Origin of the sequence: Thermoanaerobacter sp. CM-CNRG TB177, from assembly GCF_018588165.1 — a bacterium.
Lineage (GTDB): Bacteria > Bacillota > Thermoanaerobacteria > Thermoanaerobacterales > Thermoanaerobacteraceae > Thermoanaerobacter > Thermoanaerobacter thermocopriae.
In genome coordinates, this window is record NZ_JAFCAC010000053.1 from 107317 (window position 1) to 131996 (window position 24680).

The following is a 24680-nucleotide window of genomic DNA, read 5'->3' on the forward strand; positions in this document are numbered from 1 at the left end:
CCCTATAAATTTAGATAGTATTACTTAATGGGGTGTTGAGATGCTGACAAATAGGAGGGTGGAATTTTTAAAAACACTAACTGAACTTTATGATTCAAAAGGTGAGCCCGTTCACTATACAGATGTGGCGCAGGCAATGAAAATTAGCAAATGGACAGCTTATGATATTTTAAAGGAATTAGAGAAAGGTGATTTTGTTAAGACCGAGTATTACCTTGGGGAGGAAAAAAGCCAAGGAAGATCTACTTTAAGATTTCTACCAACAGAAAAAGCTTATGAAATATTTAAAAAAGCGAATAAAGATGAATGGAATTCCCTAAGAGATACTTTGATTAAAAAAGTAAAAAATAGTAAGCCTAATTCTCTTGAGGAAATATTAAATGAGATGTTTCAGGCTACTAAGCCTATAGAATTTTGTGCATATGCTATTACTGCATTTTTACTAAAACTTAGGATGGCGGGAGGCCTTTCCATGGAGGGTATAGAAAATTTACTGGCCTCTGTTAATCCTACTTCTTCTTTAGTTTTATTTGTAGGAGCAGTATTAGGTGTTTTGTTGTACACTAAAGTAAAGAGCGATATAGACAAAAAATTGGCTGAAAACATTCAAAAATTTTATATCAATTTAAATAAACTGAATTCGCAAGATGTCAATTTACTCAATAACTTTTTGAGAGAACTCCTTGCAATTGTATAAGGCTATATGCCTTATTTTTTTGCATATTTTCAAAGAGAAAGTTAAAAACTATTGAAGCAATGGAAGGTTAATGATATAATGTATGTGTAAAATTTTACATAAAAAGATTAGGAGGTAATGGTATGAAAGTTTATGTCGACCAAGACGAATGCATAGCTTGTGGGGTTTGTATAGACATGTGCCCAGATGTTTTTGACTGGAATGATGAAGGGAAATCCCATGCAATTGTAGATGAAGTTCCAGCAGACTTAGAAGATTGCGCAAGAGATGCAATGAGCTCTTGTCCGACAGAGGCAATAAAAGAAGAATAACCCGGATTTTTCCGGGTTTTTTTATACATTTTTAATGAAGCTTTAGGGGAAAATATTGATAAAACGAAACATGGAGGGTTTTTATGGGGAAAAGAAAAAAGTTATACCCTAAAGCTGAGGATGAGTTAGATTCTTTGAAGCAAGAAGCTGCTGAAGAGCTTAATTTAGATGATGATATTGAAAAACGCGGATGGGAAAACATGACTACAAGAGAAGTGGGTAAAATAGGAGGAAACATGGTAAAGAAAATGATAAAATTTGCAGAAAAAGAAATGGATGAAAGAGACGGAAAAATTGATGAAGAAGATTAATTGGCTGGAGGACTATCCTTCAGCCAAAATTTATTCTTTGTGTAAAAAGAGGAAAAATTGATTTGTTGGCGAATAATTATTATTAAAAAGATTGGGTGGGTGTTGTTATGGGAAAGTTGAGTTTTAACAGATTAAAAAGATATGTAAATCCAGAAGTTTTTGATTTTGACACAACTGAAGAAATCCCTCCATTAGAAGGAATAATAGGACAAGACAGAGCGAAAAAGGCAATGGAATTTGGAATTAAAATAAAACAGAAAGGTTACAACATATTTATAACAGGAATAACTGGAACTGGTAAAACTAGTTTTGCCTCCAGTTACATAAAGAAGATTGCAAGAACGGAAGAAAGGCCAAATGATTGGGTTTATGTATATAATTTTGAAAAACCTGCTCAACCAATAGCGATAGAATTACCAGCTGGAATGGGCAAGCAATTCAAAAAAGACATGGAGGATTTTGTGGAACAACTCCAAAGGGATATACCTAAAGCTTTTGAATCGGATTCTTATGATATGCAAAAGAGTGAGATAATAAAGAAATACCAAGAAAAAAAGAGTGAGCTAATGGAAGAATTAAATACGCTTGCAAAAAGTTTTGGATTTGTCTTAAAAGATACTCGCACAGGTATTATAAGCATTCCTGTTATAGAAGGAAGGCAAATAAGTCAAGAAGAGTTTCAACAATTAGATGAAGAAACAAGAAAGGAAATTGAAAAAAGAGCTGCAGAATTTGAAGTAAAAGCTCTTCAAATATGGAAGGAAATACAATCTATTGACAAACAAGCGAGAGATGAAATTAAAAATTTGGACAATAATATAGGTCTCTTTGCTGTAGGTCATTTGATTGAGGATTTAAAGGGGAGATATAAAGTAAATGAAAGTGTGCTAAAATATTTAGAAAGCGTCAAAAAGGACATCTTAGAAAATATTGGAAGTTTTAAGAGTACTGATGGAGAAGATATGCCATTTCCTCTTTTGATGAGGAAAGAAAAAGCCTTTTTAAAAAAGTACATGGTTAATTTGCTTGTAGACAATAGCAATACTGACGGTGCTCCAGTTGTGTTTGAGTATAATCCTAACTATAATAACATAATAGGAAGTATAGAATACGAAAGTGACTTTGGAGTTGCTACAACGGACTTTACTAAAATAAAAGCTGGAGCATTACATAGAGCAAATGGCGGTTATTTAATTTTGCAAGCAAAAGATCTGTTATCTTATGCTTATGCTTGGGATGCTTTAAAAAGGTCTTTAAAGACGGAAAAAATTATAATTGAAAATATATCTTCTCAATATGGATTTTTGTCAATTTCTTCTTTAAAACCAGAGCCTATAAAGTTGGATGTAAAGGTGATTTTAATAGGTACTCCTTATCTTTACTATTTGCTTTACAATTATGATGAGGACTTTAGCAAACTTTTTAAAATAAAAGTAGATTTTAACGATGAGATGGAGCTAAATGAAGAAAATATGAAAAATATGGCTTCTTTTATAAAGACCCACTGTGTAGAAAACAATTTAAAGCCCTTTGACAGGGAAGGTGTTGCAAAAGTTATAGAGTATAGTACTAGACTTTCTGAGGACCAGGACAAATTAACTACCCGCTTTAACGAAATTGTGGAAGTATTGTATGAGGCAGATGCCTGGGCAGGTTTGGAAGGAAGTCAAGTAGTTACAGGAGTCCATGTTAAAAAGGCTATAGAAGAAAAAATAAAGATGGTAAATAAGCTAGAAGAAAAAGTTTTAGAATATTTCAAAAGGGACATATATCTTGTTGATGTTGAGGGAGAAAGAGTAGGAGTTGTCAATGGATTAGCTGTTATAAATTTAGGGGATTATGAATTTGGTAAGCCTTCAAGGATAACTGTCACCACATACCCAGGGGAAGAAGGGGTTGTAAATATTGAAAGAGAATCAAAAATGAGTGGTAGAATACACGACAAAGGAGTTATGATATTGACAGGTTATTTAGGGAGTAAGTTTGCAAAAGATTTCCCTTTGACCCTTTCTGCTAGAGTTGTTTTTGAGCAGTCTTATGAAGGAGTAGAAGGAGATAGTGCTTCCAGTACAGAACTTTATGCACTCCTTTCCAGCCTTGCAGAAGTTTCTATAAAACAGGGAATTGCCGTAACAGGGTCAGTCAATCAATTTGGGGAGGTACAACCGGTGGGAGGAGTGACCCATAAAATAGAGGGATTTTACAAGGTTTGTAAAGAAAAAGGTTTGACAGGGGAGCAAGGAGTAATAATTCCTCATCAAAATGTCAATAATTTGGTTTTGACAGAAGAAGTTATAGAAGCAGTTAAAGAAGGGCTTTTCCACATCTACAGTGTAAAAACAATTGAAGAAGGGATAGAAATTTTGACAGGAAAAAGCTTTGAAGAAATTTACGATAAAGTTTATAGAAAGCTTAAATATTATTATGGATTATTGTCTAATAAAAAAGAAGATAAAGGGGATAAATAGTGGATTGTGTAACTAAGGAAGAGATAAAAAAATTTGCACAACAAATTGGTGTTGACTTAGTAGGTTTTGCAAGTCCTGATTGTTTGAAAGAATATGATAATTTTCTAAAAGAAAGAGAAAATTTAGGCTATAGTTGTTCTATTGAGGAGAGAGATATTCAAAAAAGAATTTCTCCTGAATTTATTTTGCCTGAAGTGAAATCAATTATTGCCATAGCTTTATCATATAATGTAAAATATGAGATTAAAAATTACAGTAGAAATTTTGGTATAATTTCAAGAACTAGTTGGGGAATAGATTATCATAAAGTTTTAAAAGAAAAGATGGAAAAACTTTCCGAGTTTATAAAATCAAAATGTGAAGGTGTAGAAACAATATGTTTAGTGGATAATAACCCGCTTTTGGAAAGAGAAATCGCTTATCATGCTGGAATAGGTTGGTATGGCAAAAATGGTCTTATAATAAACGACGAATATGGTTCATATATTTTTTTAGGAGAAATACTTATAAACAAATATTTTGAGTCGGATATACCGAAACAATCTAAATGTGGAGATTGTGATTTATGTGTAAAAGCTTGTCCTACCAAAGCTATAGTTAAGCCTTATATAATAAATGCTAATAAATGTTTATCGTATATTACAGTTAAAAAAGGCAAAATAGATGAAAAAATGGCTAAGAAAATGGGTAGAAGAATATACGGTTGCGATACTTGCCAGCAGGTATGTCCTTTTAATAAAAGAGCAAAAAAGGTTGTAAGGCCTGAATTTCTACCGGATAAGTTACTGCCAAGGCACGAATTAATAGAAATTTTAAATATGTCAAAAAAAGAATTTGAAGAAATTTTTGGGCCAACTTCTTCCTCTTGGAGAGGGAAAAGTATTATAATAAGAAATGCTATAATTTCTTGTGTAAATACAAAGGAAAAAAATTGTATAGAACCCATAAAAAACTTATTAAAATCCCAAAGTCCTCTTTTGAGAGGATATAGTGCATGGGCTCTTTCTAATTTGTGTGACAAAGAAATTTTAAGTGAAATAGAAAATGCCTTGCTTAGAGAAAAAGATGAAATGGCGAAGAAAATGATGACAGAAGCATTAAACAAATTAAAGGGGGATAAAATTGAGAATCACAAAGGATGAAGCTTTAAAGGTTATAGAAATATTAAAAGAAACATATCCTAATGCTAAGTCAGGGCTTAAATTTACTAATCCGTTTGAACTTTTAATAGCCACAATTTTATCAGCTCAATGTACAGATAAAAGAGTTAATATAATTACTGACAGGCTTTTTAATAAGTATAAAACACCGGAGGATTTTCTAAAACTTACTCCAGAAGAACTGCAAGAGGAAATAAGGGAATGTGGTTTGTATAGGAGTAAATCAAAAAGCATATTGGAGACGTGTAAAATTTTAAAGGAGAAATATGATAGCAAAGTGCCTGAAACTTTAGAGGAATTAATGACATTGCCAGGGGTTGGTAGAAAGACTGCCAATGTAGTTTTAAGCAATGCTTTTTCCAAACAGGCCATAGCAGTGGATACTCACGTTTTTAGAGTGTCCAATCGCATAGGTCTGGCGGACAGTAAAGATGTTTTTGCAACTGAAAAACAGCTTATGGAAATAATACCAAAAGACTTATGGTCTTTGTCTCATCATCTTTTAATACATCACGGAAGAAATTTATGCATGGCGCGAAAGCCTAAATGTGATGAGTGTCCTGTAAATCATCTGTGCTTGTATTTTAAGGAAAGAAAAAATTAATATTTTTGTAACCTTTTTAAGAAATTATTAATTGTATTAGAGGGTTAATTGTAATATCATACTGATGTAAGAAAATAAGGGGAATAGGAGAGAAGTAAATGCAAGCGAAAGGCGGTGCTAAAAAAAATAATTATTTTTACATTGCAATTATTTTACTGATGACAGTTTTTTTATCATTTTCTTTTGGGTATTTTTATTTAATGATTAATTCTGATCTTATTGTAAAAGGGATTTTTGTAAATAACATAGGGATAGGAGGAATGACAAAAGAAGAAGCAGTAAATTTTCTTAAAGACAAGATAAAAATTCCTTCTTTTTCTGTTATCGCTAAGTATCAAGACAAAGATTTTATTATCACATCAAAAGATATGAACTTGTCTTATGACTATCAAGAAATGGTAGAAGAAGCTTACAAAATAGGTAGAGAAGGAAATCCTGTTGAAAGAATAAGAGAAATTTATGTAACAGAAAAAAGAGGAAAATATCTTAGTTTTTATCCCGAGTACGATGAAAATAAATTAAAAGAATTTGTTGATAAAATTTCTCACGAGATTGATAAAGAGCCGGTTAATGCTAAAATAAAAATTACAAGAGGAGTAAAACAAATTACACCAGATATAGAAGGGGTAAAAGTTAGTAAAGAGAAAACTTTAAAAAATCTAAAACAACTTATAAATGAGTTAATAAAAGGAAAGACAGAAAAGACAGAAGTAGAGATTGTAGCTGAGAAAGTTGAAGCAAAAATTACAAAATCAATGCTAGAAATGATTAATGGACGAATTTCCACTTTTTCTACTGTATTTAATCTTCAAGATGCAAACCGTTCAGAGAATATACTAGTGGCGGCAAGAGCTGTAAACGGTACATTGCTTATGCCGGGTGAGACATTTTCTCTTAATAAAACTTTAGGGCCGAGAATAATACAAAACGGTTACAAAGAAGCCCCTGTAATAATAGGTAATAAACTGGTACCGGATATAGGAGGAGGGGTATGCCAAATTGCTACAACCCTGTATAATGCAATTTTAAGGGCGGATATAACAATTACTGAGAGATACCATCACAGTTTTCCAGTAGCTTATGTACCACCAGGGCAAGATGCTACTATTTCTGGAAATGCTTTAGATTTAAAATTTAAAAATTCTACTCAATATCCTATCTATATTGAGTCCTACATAGAAGGCAACAAATTAGTAATGAACATATATGGCTATGTGAAAAATCCTTCAAAATGGGTAGATATTCAGTCAGAGGTTGTTGAAAAATATGAACCTAAAATAAAATATATAGATGACCCGAAACTACCTCAAGGAGAAGAAGTTGTGGAGATACAGCCTCATATTGGCTATAAAGTCAATGTATATCGTTTGATTTATGAAAATAATAAATTGGTTAAAAGAGAATTTTTATATACAGATGTGTATAGGCCAGTGGATGGAGTAGTTAAAAAAGGAACTAAAAAAGTAGAAAATTCAAAATCTCAAGAGTCACCGACAGAAAAGGAAAATAATGCTCAAGTTAATCCAGAGCCACCACAGAATTCAGAAGAAGAAACTTCTTCGCCTTAACATAATATCACCTCCCATTTTTTATCAATGAAAATGGGAGGTGATATTTAATTATTAAGTTTCTAGCGACAGATCGGACAATAACCGTAGAAATAGAGCTTTTGGTCTACGAGTTTGTAATCAGTATACTGACTAACTTCATCTAAAACGTCTTTTAGAAGAGATTCATCGAGGTCTTCTACTTTGCCACAACTTATACAGACGACATGGGGATGAGAATTGGTGTTAGCATCGTATCTGAAGCTACCTTCCCCTACATTCAATTCTTGTATTAATCCCATGTTTTTCAAAATTTCCAATGTTTTATATACAGTCGCTAAGCTCATTGTGGGAAAATCAGAGGCAAGCTTTTTGTATATAGTTTCTGCTGTAGGATGTTCCTTTGTATTTCTAAGCAGATTAAGTATTGCTAATCTTTGAGGTGTTACTTTAAGCCCTTTTTGTTTTAAAAGGGCGGCAGCTTCCTCCATTATATCAACTCCATTTCATAAAAGATAATATTTCTCTTTTAATATTTTATGTTTTAATTATATCTCTATTCATTAATAATGTCAATTGTTTTGAACAAATCGGCAATATGGTAATTTACAGTGATATAATGTATAATATAATTGAACACAATAAAATAAGGAGTTGAAAGGGATGCAATATAAATTAATTGCTATAGATATGGATGATACTCTTCTAAGACATGATAAAACTATATCTAAAGATAATATAGAAGCATTACATAGAGCTCAGGAAAAGGGAGTATATGTAGTAATATCTACAGGAAGGGTTTATGCTTCCGCTTATGCCTACGCAGATATGATTGGCTTTAGAACTTACATAATTGCAAGCAATGGTGCTTTGATAAGAGACCCTGATAATAACACTATTTATGAAAACATTCTAAATTATGACAGCATGGTGGAAATTGTAAAAGTATGCCAGAAGTACAATACATATTTCCAGCTTATAAGTGAGAAAACAGTGTTTTCTCCTGAGATAACAAATAAGTTTCAAAGGTATGCCGAATGGAATGAGCTATTTAAAACAGAATTAAAAGTGGATGTCCAGGAGATAAAGGAGCCGTTAAAAGAGTTGGACAAATTAAAAAATAGTATTTTAAAAATCATAGTTTTTAATGATGATGTTGAAGTATTAAAAAGTATAAGGAGGGAATTGTCAAAGAATGCCTCGATACACATAACTAGTTCCTATATAGACAATGTTGAAATTATGAACAAAGGAGTTAGCAAAGGAAGGGCACTTAAGATTTTGGGAGAGTATTTGGGAATAAAAAGAGAAGAAATGATAGCAATAGGAGATAGTGAAAATGATATAGAAATGATCAAATTCGCAGGACTGGGTGTGGCGGTTGAAAATGCTATTGATGAGGTCAAAAAAGTGGCAGACTTTATAACGAAATCTAATATGGAGGACGGTGTAAAGTACGTTATTGATAAATTTATATTACAATCATAAGAAAGGAGTATTTCTATGAAAAAAACAGTACATTTGCGTATAACTGGCCATGTGCAAGGGGTGGGGCTGAGGTATTCTGTGTATCAAAAGGCAGTTTCTTTGGGAATTAAAGGTTATGCGGAAAATCTTTATGATGGCAGTGTAGAAGTTGTTGCAGAAGGGGAAGAGGAAAGTATTAAAGAATTGATAAATTTTATTAAAACAGGTTTGAGATGGGCAAGAGTGGAGGATGTGGAAGAAAGATGGTCGGATTATAAAGGGGAGTACAAGGATTTTCGAATTTATTAGTACTCTTCTTTTTTATTCAATAAAACGTTTAAATGTGATATAATAATAAAAAATAGCTTTAATGAGTTAATTTATTAATTGCGATTGAGGGTGCATGAATATGAGGATGGAATTCGAACTGAAACTTCAACAAGCTCAAAAACTTATAATGACTCCTGAACTAAAACAGGCTATTGAGATTTTGCAGTTAAATTCCTTAGAACTTAATGCTCTTATAGAGCAGGAATTAGAGACTAATCCTCTTCTTGAAAAAGAAGAGACATCCGAAGAAGAGAATGCATATGAATATGACTTGTATGAGTTGTCTAAATATATACGAGAAACAGAAGAGAGAATGTATTATGATGATTCCGATGATGAAGAAATAGAAGAAGTCAATTATGAAAACTTTGTGTCCCCAAAGTCTTCTTTGAGTGACCACCTTTTATTTCAACTTCACATAACACCTGTTCCTCCCAAAATCCAGAAAATATGTGAATATATAATATTTAGTCTAAGTCCGAGTGGTTATTTGAGAGAGGATATAAAAGATATTGCAGAGATTCTGGAATGTTCTGAAGAAGAGGTATTAGATGGATTATCTGTAGTTCAATCTTTTGACCCCCCAGGAATTGCAGCACGTAATTTGCAAGAATGTTTAAAACTTCAACTTTTAGCCCAAGATAGTTACAAAGGCATTGTAAAAAAATTGGTAGACTATCATCTTGAGGAAATTGCAGAGGGTAAGTATTCATATTTAGCAAAGTTGTACAATATTTCCCTAAAAGAAGTGCAACAAGCTGTAGATTTTATAAAAAAACTCAATCCTAAACCGGGAAATAGCTTTTCTTCTACAACAGATGTTGGATATATTATACCAGATGTGGAAGTAATAAAAAGAGAGGGTGAATATTTTGTTATAGTAAACGATTCAGTTACTCCTAAGCTCAAGATTAATAATTACTATCATTCTATTTTAAATAGCCATGATGAAGAAGCTAAAAAATATATAAATTCAAAACTGCAATCAGCCATGTGGCTTATAAAGAGTTTAGAAAGCAGAAAAGAAACTTTGTATAAAGTAGTTAAAGCAATAGTGGAGTTACAAAGGGATTTTCTTGACAAAGGTATCAATTACTTAAAGCCTATGACGCAGAAACAAATTGCTGATATTGTAGGTATCCACGAGTCTACCGTCAGCAGAGCTATAAACGGCAAATATGTTGCAACTCCTCGAGGACTTTTTGAGATAAAATTCTTTTTCCAATCTGGTATTTCCAATAGAAATGGGAATGAATTTTCTGCTGAAACTATTAAAAACCTCATAAAAAAATTGATTGAAGAAGAGGACCCTGCAAATCCTCTAAGTGATCAAAAAATAGCTGATATTTTAAAAGAAAAAAATATTAATATTTCAAGAAGGACAGTGGCAAAATATAGAGAGGAATGCAATATTCCTTCTACTATCAAAAGAAGAAGATATTAAATGGGCATGTAAATGCCCATTTAGGCTATTGAAAAAGCTTTATTAATAGTATAAAATAGTTAGTGTAAATACTTTTTTATGAGATGTGGGACATTTATAGAATAACGGGACTTTAACCGTCCTGAAGAGGGAAATGACATGAAAGATATTATAGCTTTACAACAAAAGATAGTACCAGAGTTAATAGATTTACTTCAAAAGAGATATACTATAATGCGAAACATATATTTTAATCAACCTATAGGACGACGGGCACTTTCGCATCAATTAAATATGGGAGAACGAATAATTAGAACTGAGGTATCTTTTTTGAAGGCTCAAGGTTTGGTGGATATAAATCCCTTAGGTATGACTATCACAAAAGAGGGAGAAGAATTAATTGAGAATTTGAAGGATTTTATACATGAGCTTAAAGGCCTTAACAATATTGAGAGTTTGTTAAAGGACAAGCTGGGGATTGAGAAAGTGATAATCGTACCAGGCGACATAGAACAAGATCCTATGATAAAAAAAGAATTAGGAAAATCAGCAGCGAATTACCTAAAAACTATAATAAATTATGACAGTATTATTGCTTTAACTGGCGGTTCAACTGTGCTGGAAGTGGCTAATGGAATGCCTCAGCTTTATTCCAAATCAAACATGGTAGTTGTACCTGCTCGTGGTGGATTGGGGAGAGAAGTAGAAAAGCAAGCGAATACAATCGCTTCAATTTTAGCTAAAAAACTTGGTGGTACATATAAAATGTTGCACGTGCCGGATAATTTAGGCAAAGAAGCGGTAAAAAGCCTTATCAAAGAGCCGGATATAAAAGATGTGGTAGAAACCTTAAAAAAAGCTGATATTTTAATATTTGGAATAGGTCGCGCAGATGTAATGGCAGAGAGAAGAAATTTACCCCAAGATATTAGAGATTTTTTAGTAAGGAACAATGCTACAGCTGAAGCTTTAGGATATTATTTTGATAAAGAAGGAAAAGTGGTCTATGCAACACCAAGCATTTTCTTGACTTTAGAAGACCTAAAGCTTGTTAAAAATTTAATAGCTGTATCTGGTGGGAAAAATAAAGCAGAAGCGATTGTCTCTACTTGCAGAAGTGGCAATGTACAAGTGCTTGTCACTGATGAAGGAGCTGCATTTGAGATTTTAAAAATTGTTTAAAACACCTTTTCAGGTGTTTATAAAATAAAAATCAAGGAGGAATACATAATGGGTGTTAAAGTTGCTATTAATGGTTTTGGAAGAATTGGAAGAAATGTATTCAGAGCTGCATTTAAGAAAAATGTTGATCTTGAATTTGTAGCTATCAACGATTTAACAGATGCAAAAACATTGGCTCATCTATTAAAATACGATTCTACTTTTGGTAAATTTGAAGGAGAAGTATCTTATACGGAGGACGCGTTAATTGTAAATGGCAAAGAAATTAAAATTTTCAAAGAAACTGATCCGGCTAAACTTCCTTGGGGAGAATTAGGAGTAGACATTGTAATTGAATCTACAGGAAGATTTACAAACAAAGATGATGCTATAAAGCACATCCATGCTGGAGCGAAAAAAGTTATAATTTCCGCGCCTGCTAAAAATGAGGACATAACAATTGTTATGGGCGTTAATGAAAACATGTATGACCCAGCTAACCATCATGTAATTTCAAATGCTTCTTGTACAACCAACTGCTTAGCACCAATAGCTAAGGTTATTAATGACAAATTCCGCATTAAAAAAGGCATGATGACAACAGTTCACTCTTACACCAATGACCAAAGAATACTTGATTTACCTCACAGTGACTTAAGAAGAGCAAGGGCTGCGGCTATGTCAATAATACCTACTACAACAGGTGCAGCAAAGGCAATTCACTTAGTAATTCCAGAGCTAAAAGGGAAAATGAATGGTTTTGCAATGAGAGTTCCAACCCCAGACGTATCTGTTGTTGACTTAGTTGCAGAAGTTGAAGTACCTGTCACAGCTGAAGAAGTAAATGCAGCCTTGAAAGAAGCTTCTGAAACATATATGAAAGGCATTTTAGGATATTCTGAAGAGCCATTAGTTTCAATGGACTATAAGGGAGACGACAGGTCTTCTATAGTTGATGCACCGCTTACAATGGTAATTGATGGAACATTAGTTAAAGTTGTTTCTTGGTATGACAATGAATGGGGTTACTCCAACAGAGTCGTAGACCTAGCAAAATATATTGCTGATAGGCTCTAACACAAAAGGTCCGTGTCCTTTTATGGACCGGACCTTTAAATCCTAATATAAGGAGGTTTTTGTGATGAAAAAAACCGTGAGAGATATAGATGTGGCGGGAAAAAGAGTTTTAGTTAGAGTAGACTTTAATGTACCTATGGATGAAAATAAAAATATAACAGATGATACTCGGATAAAAGCAGCATTGCCCACTATAGAATATTTAATAAATAATAAGGCTAAAGTAATACTTGTATCTCATTTGGGAAGACCTAAAGGAAAATTTAATCCAGAGTATTCTTTAAAACCTGTTGCAAAAAGGTTGTCTGAACTTTTAGGTAAGCAAGTTTCTATGGCAGAGGATGTGATTGGAGAGGATGCAAGAGCGAAAGCAGCCGCATTAAAAGAAGGCGAAGTATTGCTCTTAGAAAATGTGAGATTCCACGCAGAAGAAGAGAAAAATGACCCTCAATTTGCAAAAGAATTAGCTTCTTTAGCAGATATTTATGTAAATGACGCTTTTGGTACGGCTCACAGGGCTCATGCTTCAACAGCAGGAGTTGCTGCATACTTGCCGGCAGTATCAGGCTTTTTAATTGAAAAAGAGCTAACGATTATGGGAGAAGCGCTTGAAAACCCAAAAAGACCTTTTGTTGCAATATTGGGAGGAGCTAAAGTTTCAGACAAAATAGGAGTAATAACAAACTTATTAGAAAAAGTAGATAGCCTTTTAATTGGCGGTGGTATGGCTTACACCTTTATTAAAGCGAAAGGCTATGAAATAGGAAAATCTCTTTTAGAAGAGGATAAGATAGAATTGGCCAAAGAATTAATGGAAAAGGCTAATCAAAAAGGTGTTAATTTGATGCTTCCTGTGGATACAGTTATTGCTAAAGAATTGAAATCAGGTGTACCTTATGAAGTAGTGGATATAGACAAAATGCCTAAAGACCAAATAGGAGTAGATATTGGACCTAAGACTATTGAAGAATACTCAAAAGTGATAAAACACGCCATGACAGTAGTGTGGAACGGGCCTATGGGAGTTTTTGAAATTCCTGAGTTTGCAAAAGGTACAGAGGCCATTGCCAAAGCTTTAAGTGAATGCAAAGGTACTACAATAGTAGGTGGTGGCGATTCTGCAGCCGCTATAGAGCAATTGGGCTATGCTGATAAAGTTACTCATATTTCTACTGGAGGAGGGGCATCACTAGAGTTTTTAGAAGGCAAAGTGTTGCCGGGGATTGATGTTTTAAATGACAAGTAAAGGGGTGTTTGCTTTGAGAAGACCAATAATTGCAGGTAATTGGAAAATGCACATGACCCCTTCTGAAGCTGTGAAGTTAGTTGAGGAATTGATACCTCAAGTAAAAGAGGCAAAAGCGGAAGTGGTAGTCATACCTCCTTTTGTGGACTTGACAGAAGTGAGCAAAGTCATCAAAGGTACAAATATTCTTTTGGGTGCTCAAAATATGTTTTGGGAAGAAAAGGGTGCATATACAGGAGAAATTTCGCCTTTAATGCTTAAAGAGATTGGCGTGAAATACGTTGTAATAGGTCACTCTGAAAGAAGGCAGTATTTTGGTGAGACGGATGAAACGGTAAATAAAAAAGTCTTATCCGCTCTATCTCACGGCTTAAGTCCTATTGTGTGTGTAGGAGAATCTCTTTCTCAAAGAGAAGAAGGAAAAACTTTTGAAGTAGTTTTAAGTCAAACTAAAGAGGCATTAAAAGGCGTTTCGCCAGATGACATCGTCAGGGTAGTAATAGCTTATGAGCCAATTTGGGCTATAGGTACTGGCAAAACGGCTACAGCTGAAGATGCCAATGAAGTCATAAAAGCTATAAGAAATACTATAGCTTCCCTTTATGGAAAAGAAAAAGCAAGTTTAGTTAGAATACAGTATGGGGGGAGTGTAAAACCAGAAAACATCTCTGAACTCATGGCAGAAAGCGATATAGATGGGGCTTTAGTAGGGGGAGCAAGTCTTGTAGCAACAGATTTTGCAAAGATTGTCAATTATTAAGGAGAGGATTATATGCCTGAAAAATTAGTGATGCTAGTTGTACTAGACGGATTTGGAATATCAAACAAAAAAGAAGGAAATGCAGTATATTTAGCTAATACGCCAAATTTAGATTTTTATTTTAAAAATTATCCTCACACAATTCTTTCCGCAAGTGGCCTTGCAGTGGGACTTCCTGAAGGACAAATGGGTAATTCAGAAGTAGGACACTTAAATATTGGAGCGGGAAGAATAGTATATCAAGAACTTACAAGAATTAGCAAAGATATAAAAGAAGGGACATTTTTTACGAAAAAAGAGTTTTTAGATGCAGTAGAAAATGTAAAGAAAAACAACTCTAAGCTACATCTTTTTGGCCTTTTGTCAGATGGAGGAGTTCACAGCCACATAACCCATTTATTTGCTTTAATGAAGTTGGCTAAAGACCAGGGACTAAAAGAAGTATATGTTCATGCTTTCTTAGATGGAAGAGATGTTCCACCTGCTTGTGCAAAGGAATATATAAGACAATTTGAAGAAGAGTCAAACAGGATTGGTATAGGGAAGATTGCAACGATTTCTGGAAGATATTATGCGATGGACAGAGACAAAAGATGGGATAGAACTAAAAAAGCTTATGATGCAATAGTTTTGGGAAAAGGTGTTTATGCTAATTCACCAATGGAAGCAATAGATATAGCTTATTCAAAAGACCAAACTGACGAGTTTGTAGAACCAACGGTAATTTTGGAAAATGGAAAACCAATTGCTACAGTAGATGCAGAAGATTCCATAATATTTTTCAATTTTAGACCCGATAGAGCGAGACAGCTTACAAGAGCTTTTATTGACGAAGTATTTAACCATTTTGAAAGAGAAAAGGGATATTTTCCTGTATTTTTTGTGTCAATGACTCAGTATGATGAAACCTTTGAAAACATACATGTGGCGTATAAACCAGAAAGACTAGAGAATACTCTTGGTGAATACTTAAGTAAAAAAGGGATTAAACAGCTTAGAATTGCAGAAACTGAAAAATACGCTCATGTAACTTTCTTTTTCAATGGTGGCGTAGAGGAACCTAATGATGGTGAAGAAAGAATTTTAGTTCCTTCTCCTAAAGTAGCGACTTACGACTTAAAACCGGAAATGAGTGCCTATGAGGTTACAGATACTGTAATACCTAAGATTATGTCAAATCAATATGGTTTTATTCTTTTAAACTTTGCAAATCCTGATATGGTAGGTCATACAGGAGTTTTAAATGCTGCAATAAAAGCGATTGAAGCAATAGATGAGTGCCTTGGAAGAATAGTAAATGCTGTTCAAAGTGTAGGAGGAACAATAATTATAACCGCTGATCACGGCAATGCAGAAGAAATGATTGATCCAGTGACAAAAGAACCACAAACTGCTCATACTACAAACCCAGTGCCATTTATTGTTATAGGTGAGGGAGATATTGATTTGAGGAAAGATGGAATACTGGCTGATATTGCTCCAACTGTATTAGACATAATGAAACTGCCTATGCCTCAAGAAATGACAGGTAAATCCTTAATTATTGGAAGAAAATAAAATTAAAAAGAAAGGAGAAGTTGTCATGTCATCGATTATTGATATTTTTGCAAGAGAAATACTTGACTCCCGTGGAAATCCTACAGTTGAAGTAGAGGTAGAATTAGATAGCGGTGCAGTGGGGAGAGCTGCTGTGCCTTCAGGGGCTTCTACAGGAGCTTTTGAAGCAGTTGAATTAAGAGATGGAGACAAATCAAGGTATTTGGGAAAAGGAGTGCTAAAAGCTGTTCAAAATGTCAATGACATTATTGCTCCTGAGCTAATTGGCATGGAAGCACAAGACCAAGTAGCAATTGACAAAGCGATGATTGAACTAGATGGAACTCCCAATAAGAGCAAATTAGGAGCAAATGCTATCTTAGGGGTATCATTGGCAGTTGCAAAAGCAGCAGCTGAAGAGTGTGGTTTACCTTTGTATCAATACATTGGTGGTGTAAATGCAAAAACTTTGCCAGTACCTATGATGAACATATTAAACGGTGGAAAGCACGCCGACAATAATGTGGACATACAAGAATTTATGATCATGCCTGTTGGTGCTCCAAATTTCCGAGAAGCATTAAGAATGTGTTCAGAGGTTTATCATAATTTAAAAAACGTGTTACATTCCAAAGGATTAAGCACTACAGTTGGCGATGAAGGAGGATTTGCACCTAACCTTACATCAAACGAAGAAGCTATACAAGTCATACTAGAAGCTATAGAGAAAGCAGGATATGTTCCAGGAGATGATGTAGTATTGGCATTAGATCCTGCTTCAACGGAGCTTTATAAAGAAGATGGGAAATATCATTTTGAAGGAGAAGGAATCGTTAGAACCTCTGAAGAAATGGTAGACTTTTGGGAACAACTTGTCAATAAATATCCTATTGTTTCAATTGAAGATGGGCTTGCAGAAGAGGACTGGGAAGGATGGAAATTGTTAACAGAGAGATTAGGAGAGAAAATACAATTAGTTGGAGATGACTTATTTGTAACGAATACTCAAAGACTTTCGAAAGGTATCAATATGGGAGTTGCGAATTCAATACTTATAAAGCTCAATCAAATAGGGACATTGACAGAAACTTTGGACGCTATTGAAATGGCAAAAAGAGCAGGTTACACGGCTGTCGTGTCTCACCGTTCCGGAGAGACAGAAGATTCCACAATTGCAGACCTCGTGGTTGGAGTAAATGCAGGACAAATTAAAACTGGAGCACCTGCAAGAACTGACAGAGTTGTAAAATACAATCAGCTTTTAAGAATTGAAGAAGTTTTAGGAAGTACAGCCCAATATCTTGGCAAAAATGCTTTTTACAATATTAAAAAATAAGGGGATCCAAAAAGGATTCCCTTATTTAATAGTCTGTAAAATTATAAGTTAGGAATATTGCTGACATTTTGCATAAGAGAAGTGACTTGGCGGAGCAGAAGCAAGTTTGCGAGAGGAAGAAACAGAAGCGGGGCCGAAGCTAAGGATGGCGGAGGTGGGCAACTATTAACTTTTGGCACACACTTTTTAATAAAAACCCTTGATTAAGAGATACATTAGAGATATAATATAATATGTAGTATTGTGTTTTTGACAGAGCAAAAATTAGGATAAGGCGGTGTAAATATGCTAAAAACTGTACTCATGGTTATACATGTTTTAGTTAGTCTTTTCTTAATAGCTGTGATACTTTTGCAAAAAGGTAAAAGTGCAGGCATTTCAGGAGTAATAGAAGGAGGAGCAGAAACCTTTTTTGGGAAAAATAAAGCTCGAACCATGGAGGGGACATTAGAAAAGCTCACAACCATAGCGGCAGCGTTGTTTATAATTTTGTCTATGGTGTTGACCGTAATGATGGCTAAATAAAAAAGACGGTATCAAGAAAAGAAATGGAAAAACCCTTTTAGGGGTTTTTATTTTTACCACCATAAATAAAAAAGGTTAGGTGGTCAAATGAAAATTAGAGAAATTACAGAGGAATTAGAATATCAACTGCTTTCTCCTTATGCGACAAAAAGCCGTGAAACTCGCGGCAGGGATAGAGAAGAAGAAAAATGCGATATAAGAACAGAGTTTCAAAGGGATAGAGACAGGATTATTCATAGCAAAGCTTTTAGAAGATTGAGCCACAAAACACAAGTCTTTATTTCTCCAGAAGGTGACCATTATAGAACAAGGCTAACTCATACTTTAGAAGTAGCTCAGATTGCAAGAACAATTGCAAGAGCTTTGAGGTTAAACGAAGATTTGACAGAAGCTATTGCTTTAGGTCATGATTTAGGACATACTCCTTTTGGCCATTCTGGTGAGGAAGTTTTAAATAGACTTTTAAAAGATGGCTTTAGACATAATGAACAAAGCATTAGAGTGGTTGAGATTTTGGAAAAGGATGGAAAGGGTCTTAATTTGACTTGGGAAGTTAAGGACGGCATTTGTAACCACTCTACCTCAGGAAATCCCCAGACTTTAGAGGGACAAGTAGTACAAATTTCTGATAAAATAGCTTATATTAACCATGATATTGATGATGCGATAAGGGGAAAAGTTTTAAATCCGGAGGATTTACCAAAAGATTTAATAGCAATTTTGGGTGATAAGCATAGTAAGCGAATAGATACAATGGTAAAAGATGTTATAAATAATAGCTTAGGAAAGCCGAAAGTTTCAATGAGTAAAGAGATTTATGAGGCTACTTATAGCCTGAGGGATTTTTTGTTCAAAAAAGTTTATATTGGGTCAAAAGCTAAAAAAGATGAGGAAAAAGCAAAAAGAATAGTAGAACAATTGTTTTATTACTTTTATGACAATATTGAAAAGATGCCTCAAGAATTTATAAAACTTGCTGAGATTTATGGAAGAGAAAGAGCTGTTGCTGATTATATTGCTGGTATGACAGACAAATATGCTTTTTTAAAATACAAAGAGATTTTTTTGCCCAGTCCTTGGTTTGAGTAAAATATTTTTTGATTTTAATAAAAATTTAATAAAACCAAAGAAGGATTTTTGAATCTTTTGTCGAATATATATTGGTCGTCACTAATAAATTAATTTGGTAAAGAGGAATTTAACAATTTTTGTCGAATAGAATAATTAGGTGATATTGATGGCTTACTCAAAAGAAATGATTGAAAAGGTCATAGAAGCAAATGACATAATAGATGTTATATCAGAGTATGTAGAACTAAAAAAAGCGGGAAAAGAATTTAAAGGTCTATGTCCTTTTCATAGAGAAAAAACCCCATCTTTTATGGTAAGTCAAGAAAAACAGGTTTATCACTGTTTTGGCTGTAATGCCAGTGGAAATGTTGTTACTTTTATAATGGATATTGAAAATTTGACTTTTAAAGAAGCAATTGAATTTTTAGCAGATAGAGTAGGAATAACTCTTGAAGAAACTGTGCTTACAGAAAGGGAGTACCAAAGAAAGAAACTTATTGACGAAATATATAAAGTAAATAAATTAGCAACTATGTATTTTTACAATAAGCTTTTTTCTGAAGAAGGTAGACAGGCTTTAACCTATATAAGAAAAAGAGGTTTGACAGAAGCAACGATAAAGAAGTTTGGAATAGGCTATTCATCACCTCATGGAAATGGACTTTTAAACTTTTTAAAAGAAAAAGGCTATACAGAAAGTTTTCTGGTAAAGGCTGGACTTTTGTCTCAAAAAAATAACCGCTATTACGACAGGTTTAGAAATAGAGTAATGTTTCCTATTATAGATGTAAAGGGTAATGTTATAGGTTTTGGAGGCCGTTCTATTGATGATAGTTTGCCTAAATACTTAAACACTCCGGAGACAGAGGTCTTTAAAAAAGGCAAAACGCTATTTGCAATAAATTTTGCTAAAAAAACTCAACAAGACAAATTTATAATTGTAGAAGGATACATGGACGCTATTTCCTTACATCAAGCCGGAATAGATTGTGCTGTAGCATCTTTAGGAACCGCTTTGACAGAGGACCAAGCAAGACTCATAAAAAGGTATAAAGGAAATGTTGTAATTGCTTATGATGCGGATGAAGCTGGTATTAGTGCCGCATTAAGAGGACTTGACATTCTTGATGAATTGAATTTAAATATAAAAGTACTGACTATTCCTTATGGGAAAGACCCTGATGAGTTTATAAAAAAAGAAGGAGTAAACGCATTTAATCAATTAATAGAAAATGCCGATAGTTTAATTGAGTTTAAAGCAAAGGTATTTAGAAAAAATCTCGACCTTGATAATCCTCAAGATAGAATAATATATGTTAAAAAAATTGCAAAAGATATTGCAAAACTTTCTGATGAAGTGAAAAGGGAAGTCTATATTTCTTCAGCTGCTAAAGTTGCTCAAATACCTGAGAATGCAGTGAGAACAGAGGTTGCGCGTTTTGTCAATAGGGAAATTGAAAAAAATCAAAAAAATATGTATATGGCTGGCAATATAAGGCATAATATATACAGTAGTAGTAAAATATCACCAGAAAAGTACTTAATTGCATTGCTGCTGTATGATAATAATCTTTACAAAAGGGTGAAAGAAACAATTACCGCCGATATGCTGGAGAATGTTAAATTAAAGCCAATTTTTGGAGAAATAATGTCAAGGTTGGAGGATGGGAAAAAAACTCAAATAAATGATATTGTTTATTTATTACAAGAGGAAAATCTCATATCTGATTTTAATGATATTATTAAAGCTTTTTATGAGAGTGAAAATGTTACTGAACAAGCTGTTGATGATATTATAAACAAGATTCTCATTAACAGTTTGGCAGTTAAAAGAGAAAAGATTAAAAGAGCTATCAATGAAGCTCATATGTTGGGGGATATAGAGAAAGAAAGGCAACTTTTAATAGAATTACAAAATTGTGAAAAGGAGATGCTAAAGATAAAAAATGGCTAAAAAGAAAGAAACCCATAGAGAGGGGAAACCTATGAACAACGAAGAATTGTCTAAAGAAGCCATTACAGAACTTATCAATAAAGGAAAAAAAACTGGGATGCTCACCTACAATGAGATAATGGATTCTTTAGAAGATATTGATTTAAATCCTGACCAAATTGAGAAAGTATATGATGCTTTTGAAGACATGGGAATTGAAATTGTTGGGGAAGAACCTCGTCAGGAAGAAATAACTGAAGAAGATTTAGATTTAGACCTTTCTCTTCCTGAAGGAATCAGTATAGATGACCCTGTTAGAATGTATTTGAAGGAGATAGGCAAGATTCCCCTTCTCACTCCTGAAGAAGAGATTGAATTGGCAAAAAGAATCGAACAAGGAGACGAAGAAGCTAAAAAAAGACTTATAGAAGCTAATTTGAGATTGGTTGTAAGCATAGCCAAAAGATACGTAGGAAGAGGAATGCTTTTCTTAGATTTGATACAAGAAGGAAATTTGGGGTTACTCAAAGCAGTTGAAAAATTTGACTATAGAAAAGGCTATAAATTTAGTACTTACGCTACATGGTGGATAAGACAGGCTATTACAAGAGCTATTGCAGATCAAGCAAGAACCATAAGAATCCCTGTACACATGGTAGAAACTATCAATAAATTGATAAGAGTCCAAAGGCAATTGCTGCAGGAATTAGGTCGTGAGCCCACTCCTGAAGAGTTGGCAAAAGAGATGGGGATGCCAGAAGAAAAAGTAAGAGAGATAATGAAAATAGCACAAGAACCTGTATCTTTAGAAACTCCTATTGGGGAAGAGGAAGACAGCCACTTAGGCGATTTTATACCCGATGAAGATGCACCAGCTCCAGCAGAAGCTGCTGCTTTTACAATGCTAAAAGAACAGTTGATGGATGTTCTTGATACCCTAACGCCAAGGGAAGAGAAAGTACTAAGACTTAGGTTTGGCCTAGATGACGGTCGAGCAAGAACTTTAGAGGAAGTAGGAAAAGAGTTTAATGTTACAAGAGAACGCATAAGGCAAATTGAAGCAAAGGCTTTGAGAAAATTGAGGCATCCCAGCAGGAGCAAAAAATTAAAAGATTTCCTTGATTGAATAAGCTTCTTGACAATAGGGCAAAAATCTGTATAATTATTATTGTATTCCTCAGTAGCTCAAGGGTAGAGCAACCGGCTGTTAACCGGTAGGTTGTAGGTTCGAATCCTACCTGAGGAGCCACTTTTTGGGCCTTTAGCTCAGCTGGCAGAGCGGTCGGCTCATAACCGATTGGTCCGGGGTTCAAATCCCTGAAGGCCCACCATTTAGAGAAAAAAAGCATTTAGCTTTAAATGCTTTTTTATTTTTTTATACTTTTAGGAGGATTACATGAAACTTACAGAACGATTAAGGAAAATTGCTGAATACATTCCTCATGGGTCAAAAGTTGCAGATATAGGTACTGACCATGGTTTTATTCCTGTTTACCTTATCAAAAGTAAAATAGCTACCTACGTTGTTGCTTCAGATTTAAATAAAGGTTCATTAAATAAAGCTGTAAAAGAAGTTCAAAAGCGAAATTTGCAATCTTTGATAGACACAAGGTTAGGGAATGGTCTTAATGTTTTATCGCCAGGGGAAGTAGACGTAGTTGTTATTGCAGGTATGGGAGGAATTTTAATTACAAAAATATTAGAAGAAGGAAAAGATATTGCAAAAACTATTAAGAAATTTATACTTCAACCTATGAAAGATTCTGCATATTTGAGGAAATACTTAATAGAAAATGGATATAAAATTTGTGATGAGGAATTAGTTAAAGAAAATCAAAAATATTATGAAATAATAGTAGCAGAACATGGTAGACAAAAAGTCAAAAATGACATATATTATGAAGTAGGGGAAAAACTCATACAAAAAAAGCATCCACTATTAGAAGAATTCTTGCAGTATAAAATCGACAAAATGAAGAAAATCATAAATAAACTTCCCAAGACCAATGAAAAGCGTAAGCAATTAGATGAAAAAGTAAAGAAATTCGAGGTGTTGATAAATGGGCTTAAAATGCCAAGTAATAGCTTCCATAATGGATAAGCTTGCGCCGCGTAAATTCGCTGAAGAATGGGATAACGTAGGATTATTGGTAGGAGATGGTTCTAAAGATGTCTCAAAAATTTTAGTAGCTTTGGATGCCACTTTTGAAGTAGTTAAAGAAGCAATTGACAAAAAAGTAGATATGATTGTAACTCATCATCCGTTAATTTTTAAGCCAATAAAAAATGTCAAAGCTGATAATCCAGTGGGCTCATTGTTAATACAACTTATTAAAAATGATATCTCGCTTTATGCAGCCCATACCTCTTTTGATATAGCTCCAAATGGGATGAATGATATTTTGTGTAACGTCTTAGGAATATATGATAGGGAAGTTTTGGATGTCACTTATTCCGAAGGATATAAAAAAATTGCAGTTTATGTGCCACAAGGGTATGAAGAGATTGTAAAAAATGCTATGTGCAATGCAGGAGCTGGTTTTATTGGAAATTATAGTAATTCTACTTTTCAGACCCAAGGCATTGGAACTTATAAGCCTTTAGAGGGGACGAATCCATTTATTGGTGAAATAGGGAAGATAGAAAAAGTGGAAGAAGTAAAAATAGAAACAGTAGTGCCTCAGAAATATTTAGAAAAAGTAATAAATGCAATGCTAAATGTTCATCCCTATGAAGAGGTTGCCTATGATGTATATCCTTTGGAAAATCTTAAAGAAGAATATGGGCTTGGAAGAATTGGAACTATTTCAGAAACAACTTTAAAAGAATTGGCACTACAAGTAAAAGCAAAACTTAAAATCAATAATTTAAGAGTGGTAGGAGACCCTAATAAAAAGATAAAAAAAGTGGCTGTGTGTGGTGGAAGCGGTGCAAGTCTTATTCACAAAGCTGTTTCTAGAGGAGCAGATGTGTTGATAACGGCAGATATTGGCTATCACGATGCTGTAGAAGCCCAGCACCTCGGATTATCTTTAATTGATGCGGGACATTTTGCTACAGAGAATATTGCAGTTAGGTTTATTGCAGAATATATAATTGATGAAACTCAGAAACAGGGCAACGAAATAGAAGTATTAGTTAGTGAAAGTCAAAAAGATCCTTTTATGTATCTATAATTATGTTGACAAAAACGGATATATATGATAATATATACTCGCCTGATATTAGAAAGATATATAAGAAATAACGTATGTGAGTAAGTCGGATGGCCGCGTGCGATTTTCGCACGAGGAAAGTCCGAGCTCCACAGGGCAGGGTGCCGGGTAATACCCGGTGGAGGCGACTCCAAGGAAAGTGCAACAGAAATATACCGCCTGGCACTCAACTTGCTGAGTGCTGGGTAAGGGTGGAAAGGTGAGGTAAGAGCTCACCAGGGACCAGGCGACTGGTCTGCTCTGCAAACCCCACCCGGAGCAAGGCGAATAGGAGGGAGTAGGTGGCCCGCCGTTTCCCTCGGGTTATGCCGCTGGAGGTGTCAGGCAACTGACCCCCTAGATAGATGGCCATCCTCGACAGAACTCGGCTTACAGACTTGCTCACATGTGTTTAAAAATACCATAATTTTGTGGTATTTTTTATTTTTTTTTATACAAAATTAAAAAAATATAAATTGCAATATTAAATGCAACACCTAATGAAAATCATGTAGATATAGGA

At 34.2% G+C, this 24680-nt stretch carries 23 protein-coding genes, 2 tRNA genes and 1 other RNA gene; 25 read left to right on the forward strand and 1 reads right to left on the reverse strand.

The features are described 5' to 3' along the window. The first annotated feature begins 40 nt into the window (after window positions 1-40). The 7 genes from I4N53_RS05475 to I4N53_RS05505 all read left to right on the forward strand — a co-directional run bounded on the left by I4N53_RS05475 (window position 41) and on the right by I4N53_RS05505 (window position 7119). Complete coding sequence (locus I4N53_RS05475; RefSeq protein ID WP_214495790.1) at window positions 41-697, forward strand: iron dependent repressor; 657 nt, start codon at window positions 41-43, stop codon at window positions 695-697. A gap of 122 nt (window positions 698-819) precedes the next feature. Further along, complete coding sequence (locus I4N53_RS05480) at window positions 820-1008, forward strand: ferredoxin (protein ID WP_006569967.1); 189 nt, start codon at window positions 820-822, stop codon at window positions 1006-1008. An 83-nt stretch (window positions 1009-1091) separates the two neighbouring features. Then, on the forward strand, window positions 1092-1319 hold the full coding sequence (locus tag I4N53_RS05485; RefSeq protein WP_003868666.1) for an alpha/beta-type small acid-soluble spore protein: 228 nt from the start codon (window positions 1092-1094) through the stop codon (window positions 1317-1319). A gap of 107 nt (window positions 1320-1426) precedes the next feature. Continuing rightward, window positions 1427-3787 (forward strand): Lon protease family protein, encoded by a 2361-nt coding sequence (locus tag I4N53_RS05490; RefSeq protein ID WP_214495791.1) that lies wholly within the window; start codon window positions 1427-1429, stop codon window positions 3785-3787. Continuing rightward, window positions 3787-4929: a tRNA epoxyqueuosine(34) reductase QueG gene (queG, locus tag I4N53_RS05495; RefSeq protein ID WP_214495792.1), complete on the forward strand. Its 1143-nt coding sequence runs from the start codon at window positions 3787-3789 to the stop codon at window positions 4927-4929. The genes I4N53_RS05490 and queG overlap by 1 nt, the downstream gene beginning before the upstream one ends. Beyond that, entirely contained in the window at window positions 4910-5551 is a 642-nt protein-coding gene (gene nth / locus I4N53_RS05500) for an endonuclease III (RefSeq protein ID WP_012995544.1), read from the forward strand. Before queG ends, nth begins: the two co-directional genes overlap by 20 nt. A 98-nt stretch (window positions 5552-5649) precedes the next feature. Continuing rightward, window positions 5650-7119 (forward strand): VanW family protein, encoded by a 1470-nt coding sequence (locus I4N53_RS05505; protein WP_012995543.1) that lies wholly within the window; start codon window positions 5650-5652, stop codon window positions 7117-7119. A gap of 62 nt (window positions 7120-7181) precedes the next feature. On the opposite strand, the gene I4N53_RS05510 is transcribed toward I4N53_RS05505, so the two are convergent. After that, window positions 7182-7589 (reverse strand): Fur family transcriptional regulator, encoded by a 408-nt coding sequence (locus tag I4N53_RS05510; protein ID WP_012995542.1) that lies wholly within the window; start codon window positions 7587-7589, stop codon window positions 7182-7184. 172 nt (window positions 7590-7761) lie between these two features. Between I4N53_RS05510 and I4N53_RS05515 the strand changes: the two genes are divergently transcribed. The 18 genes from I4N53_RS05515 (at window position 7762) to rnpB (ending at window position 24566) form a co-directional block, all read left to right on the forward strand. Continuing rightward, entirely contained in the window at window positions 7762-8586 is an 825-nt protein-coding gene (locus I4N53_RS05515; protein ID WP_214495793.1) for a Cof-type HAD-IIB family hydrolase, read from the forward strand. 15 nt (window positions 8587-8601) lie between these two features. Then, window positions 8602-8874 carry an acylphosphatase gene (locus tag I4N53_RS05520; protein WP_003867199.1) on the forward strand — a complete coding sequence of 91 codons (273 nt, stop codon included), beginning with the start codon at window positions 8602-8604 and terminating at the stop codon, window positions 8872-8874. A gap of 100 nt (window positions 8875-8974) precedes the next feature. Next, complete coding sequence (gene rpoN / locus I4N53_RS05525) at window positions 8975-10339, forward strand: RNA polymerase factor sigma-54 (protein WP_214495794.1); 1365 nt, start codon at window positions 8975-8977, stop codon at window positions 10337-10339. Between the two features lie 138 nt (window positions 10340-10477). Then, on the forward strand, window positions 10478-11500 hold the full coding sequence (locus tag I4N53_RS05530) for a sugar-binding transcriptional regulator (protein WP_009053016.1): 1023 nt from the start codon (window positions 10478-10480) through the stop codon (window positions 11498-11500). Window positions 11501-11548: 48 nt separating this feature from the next. Next, window positions 11549-12556 (forward strand): type I glyceraldehyde-3-phosphate dehydrogenase, encoded by a 1008-nt coding sequence (gap, locus tag I4N53_RS05535; protein WP_214495795.1) that lies wholly within the window; start codon window positions 11549-11551, stop codon window positions 12554-12556. 64 nt (window positions 12557-12620) lie between these two features. Next, window positions 12621-13802, forward strand: a complete 1182-nt coding sequence (gene pgk / locus I4N53_RS05540; RefSeq protein ID WP_214495796.1) for a phosphoglycerate kinase — start codon at window positions 12621-12623, stop codon at window positions 13800-13802. A gap of 13 nt (window positions 13803-13815) precedes the next feature. Beyond that, complete coding sequence (gene tpiA, locus I4N53_RS05545; RefSeq protein WP_028992664.1) at window positions 13816-14562, forward strand: triose-phosphate isomerase; 747 nt, start codon at window positions 13816-13818, stop codon at window positions 14560-14562. 12 nt (window positions 14563-14574) lie between these two features. Further along, a complete protein-coding gene (gene gpmI, locus I4N53_RS05550) occupies window positions 14575-16119 on the forward strand; it encodes a 2,3-bisphosphoglycerate-independent phosphoglycerate mutase (protein WP_013150543.1) in 1545 nt (514 codons plus the stop codon). A 25-nt stretch (window positions 16120-16144) separates the two neighbouring features. Beyond that, complete coding sequence (eno, locus tag I4N53_RS05555) at window positions 16145-17434, forward strand: phosphopyruvate hydratase (RefSeq protein WP_214495797.1); 1290 nt, start codon at window positions 16145-16147, stop codon at window positions 17432-17434. Window positions 17435-17719: 285 nt separating this feature from the next. Then, window positions 17720-17959, forward strand: coding sequence for a preprotein translocase subunit SecG (gene secG / locus I4N53_RS05560; RefSeq protein WP_009053021.1), 240 nt, complete (start codon window positions 17720-17722; stop codon window positions 17957-17959). Window positions 17960-18046: 87 nt separating this feature from the next. After that, complete coding sequence (locus tag I4N53_RS05565; protein WP_009053022.1) at window positions 18047-19048, forward strand: deoxyguanosinetriphosphate triphosphohydrolase; 1002 nt, start codon at window positions 18047-18049, stop codon at window positions 19046-19048. 148 nt (window positions 19049-19196) lie between these two features. Further along, window positions 19197-20984 carry a DNA primase gene (gene dnaG, locus I4N53_RS05570; RefSeq protein ID WP_012269156.1) on the forward strand — a complete coding sequence of 596 codons (1788 nt, stop codon included), beginning with the start codon at window positions 19197-19199 and terminating at the stop codon, window positions 20982-20984. Window positions 20985-21015: 31 nt separating this feature from the next. After that, on the forward strand, window positions 21016-22089 hold the full coding sequence (gene rpoD / locus I4N53_RS05575) for an RNA polymerase sigma factor RpoD (RefSeq protein WP_003867211.1): 1074 nt from the start codon (window positions 21016-21018) through the stop codon (window positions 22087-22089). Window positions 22090-22137: 48 nt separating this feature from the next. Next, window positions 22138-22212: transfer RNA gene (locus tag I4N53_RS05580), tRNA-Asn, on the forward strand. 6 nt (window positions 22213-22218) lie between these two features. Continuing rightward, window positions 22219-22294, forward strand: a tRNA-Ile gene (locus I4N53_RS05585). A 65-nt stretch (window positions 22295-22359) separates the two neighbouring features. Further along, on the forward strand, window positions 22360-23064 hold the full coding sequence (locus I4N53_RS05590) for a class I SAM-dependent methyltransferase (RefSeq protein ID WP_009053024.1): 705 nt from the start codon (window positions 22360-22362) through the stop codon (window positions 23062-23064). Next, a complete protein-coding gene (locus tag I4N53_RS05595) occupies window positions 23024-24139 on the forward strand; it encodes a Nif3-like dinuclear metal center hexameric protein (RefSeq protein ID WP_009053025.1) in 1116 nt (371 codons plus the stop codon). The genes I4N53_RS05590 and I4N53_RS05595 overlap by 41 nt, the downstream gene beginning before the upstream one ends. 77 nt (window positions 24140-24216) lie before the next feature. Beyond that, window positions 24217-24566: RNase P RNA component class A (rnpB, locus tag I4N53_RS05600), an RNA gene on the forward strand. Window positions 24567-24680: the final 114 nt, after the last annotated feature.

Excerpts from the sequence above, each read along its gene's own strand:
- I4N53_RS05475 (WP_214495790.1), top strand. The coding sequence starts at position 41 with ATGCTGACAAATAGGAGGGTGGAATTTTTAAAAACACTAACTGAACTT.
- I4N53_RS05480 (WP_006569967.1), top strand. The coding sequence starts at position 820 with ATGAAAGTTTATGTCGACCAAGACGAATGCATAGCTTGTGGGGTTTGT.
- I4N53_RS05485 (WP_003868666.1), top strand. The coding sequence starts at position 1,092 with ATGGGGAAAAGAAAAAAGTTATACCCTAAAGCTGAGGATGAGTTAGAT.
- I4N53_RS05490 (WP_214495791.1), top strand. The coding sequence starts at position 1,427 with ATGGGAAAGTTGAGTTTTAACAGATTAAAAAGATATGTAAATCCAGAA.
- I4N53_RS05505 (WP_012995543.1), top strand. The coding sequence starts at position 5,650 with ATGCAAGCGAAAGGCGGTGCTAAAAAAAATAATTATTTTTACATTGCA.
- I4N53_RS05510 (WP_012995542.1), bottom strand. The coding sequence starts at position 7,589 with ATGGAGGAAGCTGCCGCCCTTTTAAAACAAAAAGGGCTTAAAGTAACA.
- I4N53_RS05515 (WP_214495793.1), top strand. The coding sequence starts at position 7,762 with ATGCAATATAAATTAATTGCTATAGATATGGATGATACTCTTCTAAGA.
- I4N53_RS05520 (WP_003867199.1), top strand. The coding sequence starts at position 8,602 with ATGAAAAAAACAGTACATTTGCGTATAACTGGCCATGTGCAAGGGGTG.
- rpoN (WP_214495794.1), top strand. The coding sequence starts at position 8,975 with ATGAGGATGGAATTCGAACTGAAACTTCAACAAGCTCAAAAACTTATA.
- I4N53_RS05530 (WP_009053016.1), top strand. The coding sequence starts at position 10,478 with ATGAAAGATATTATAGCTTTACAACAAAAGATAGTACCAGAGTTAATA.
- gap (WP_214495795.1), top strand. The coding sequence starts at position 11,549 with ATGGGTGTTAAAGTTGCTATTAATGGTTTTGGAAGAATTGGAAGAAAT.
- pgk (WP_214495796.1), top strand. The coding sequence starts at position 12,621 with ATGAAAAAAACCGTGAGAGATATAGATGTGGCGGGAAAAAGAGTTTTA.
- gpmI (WP_013150543.1), top strand. The coding sequence starts at position 14,575 with ATGCCTGAAAAATTAGTGATGCTAGTTGTACTAGACGGATTTGGAATA.
- eno (WP_214495797.1), top strand. The coding sequence starts at position 16,145 with ATGTCATCGATTATTGATATTTTTGCAAGAGAAATACTTGACTCCCGT.
- secG (WP_009053021.1), top strand. The coding sequence starts at position 17,720 with ATGCTAAAAACTGTACTCATGGTTATACATGTTTTAGTTAGTCTTTTC.
- I4N53_RS05565 (WP_009053022.1), top strand. The coding sequence starts at position 18,047 with ATGAAAATTAGAGAAATTACAGAGGAATTAGAATATCAACTGCTTTCT.
- dnaG (WP_012269156.1), top strand. The coding sequence starts at position 19,197 with ATGGCTTACTCAAAAGAAATGATTGAAAAGGTCATAGAAGCAAATGAC.
- rpoD (WP_003867211.1), top strand. The coding sequence starts at position 21,016 with ATGAACAACGAAGAATTGTCTAAAGAAGCCATTACAGAACTTATCAAT.
- I4N53_RS05590 (WP_009053024.1), top strand. The coding sequence starts at position 22,360 with ATGAAACTTACAGAACGATTAAGGAAAATTGCTGAATACATTCCTCAT.
- I4N53_RS05595 (WP_009053025.1), top strand. The coding sequence starts at position 23,024 with ATGGGCTTAAAATGCCAAGTAATAGCTTCCATAATGGATAAGCTTGCG.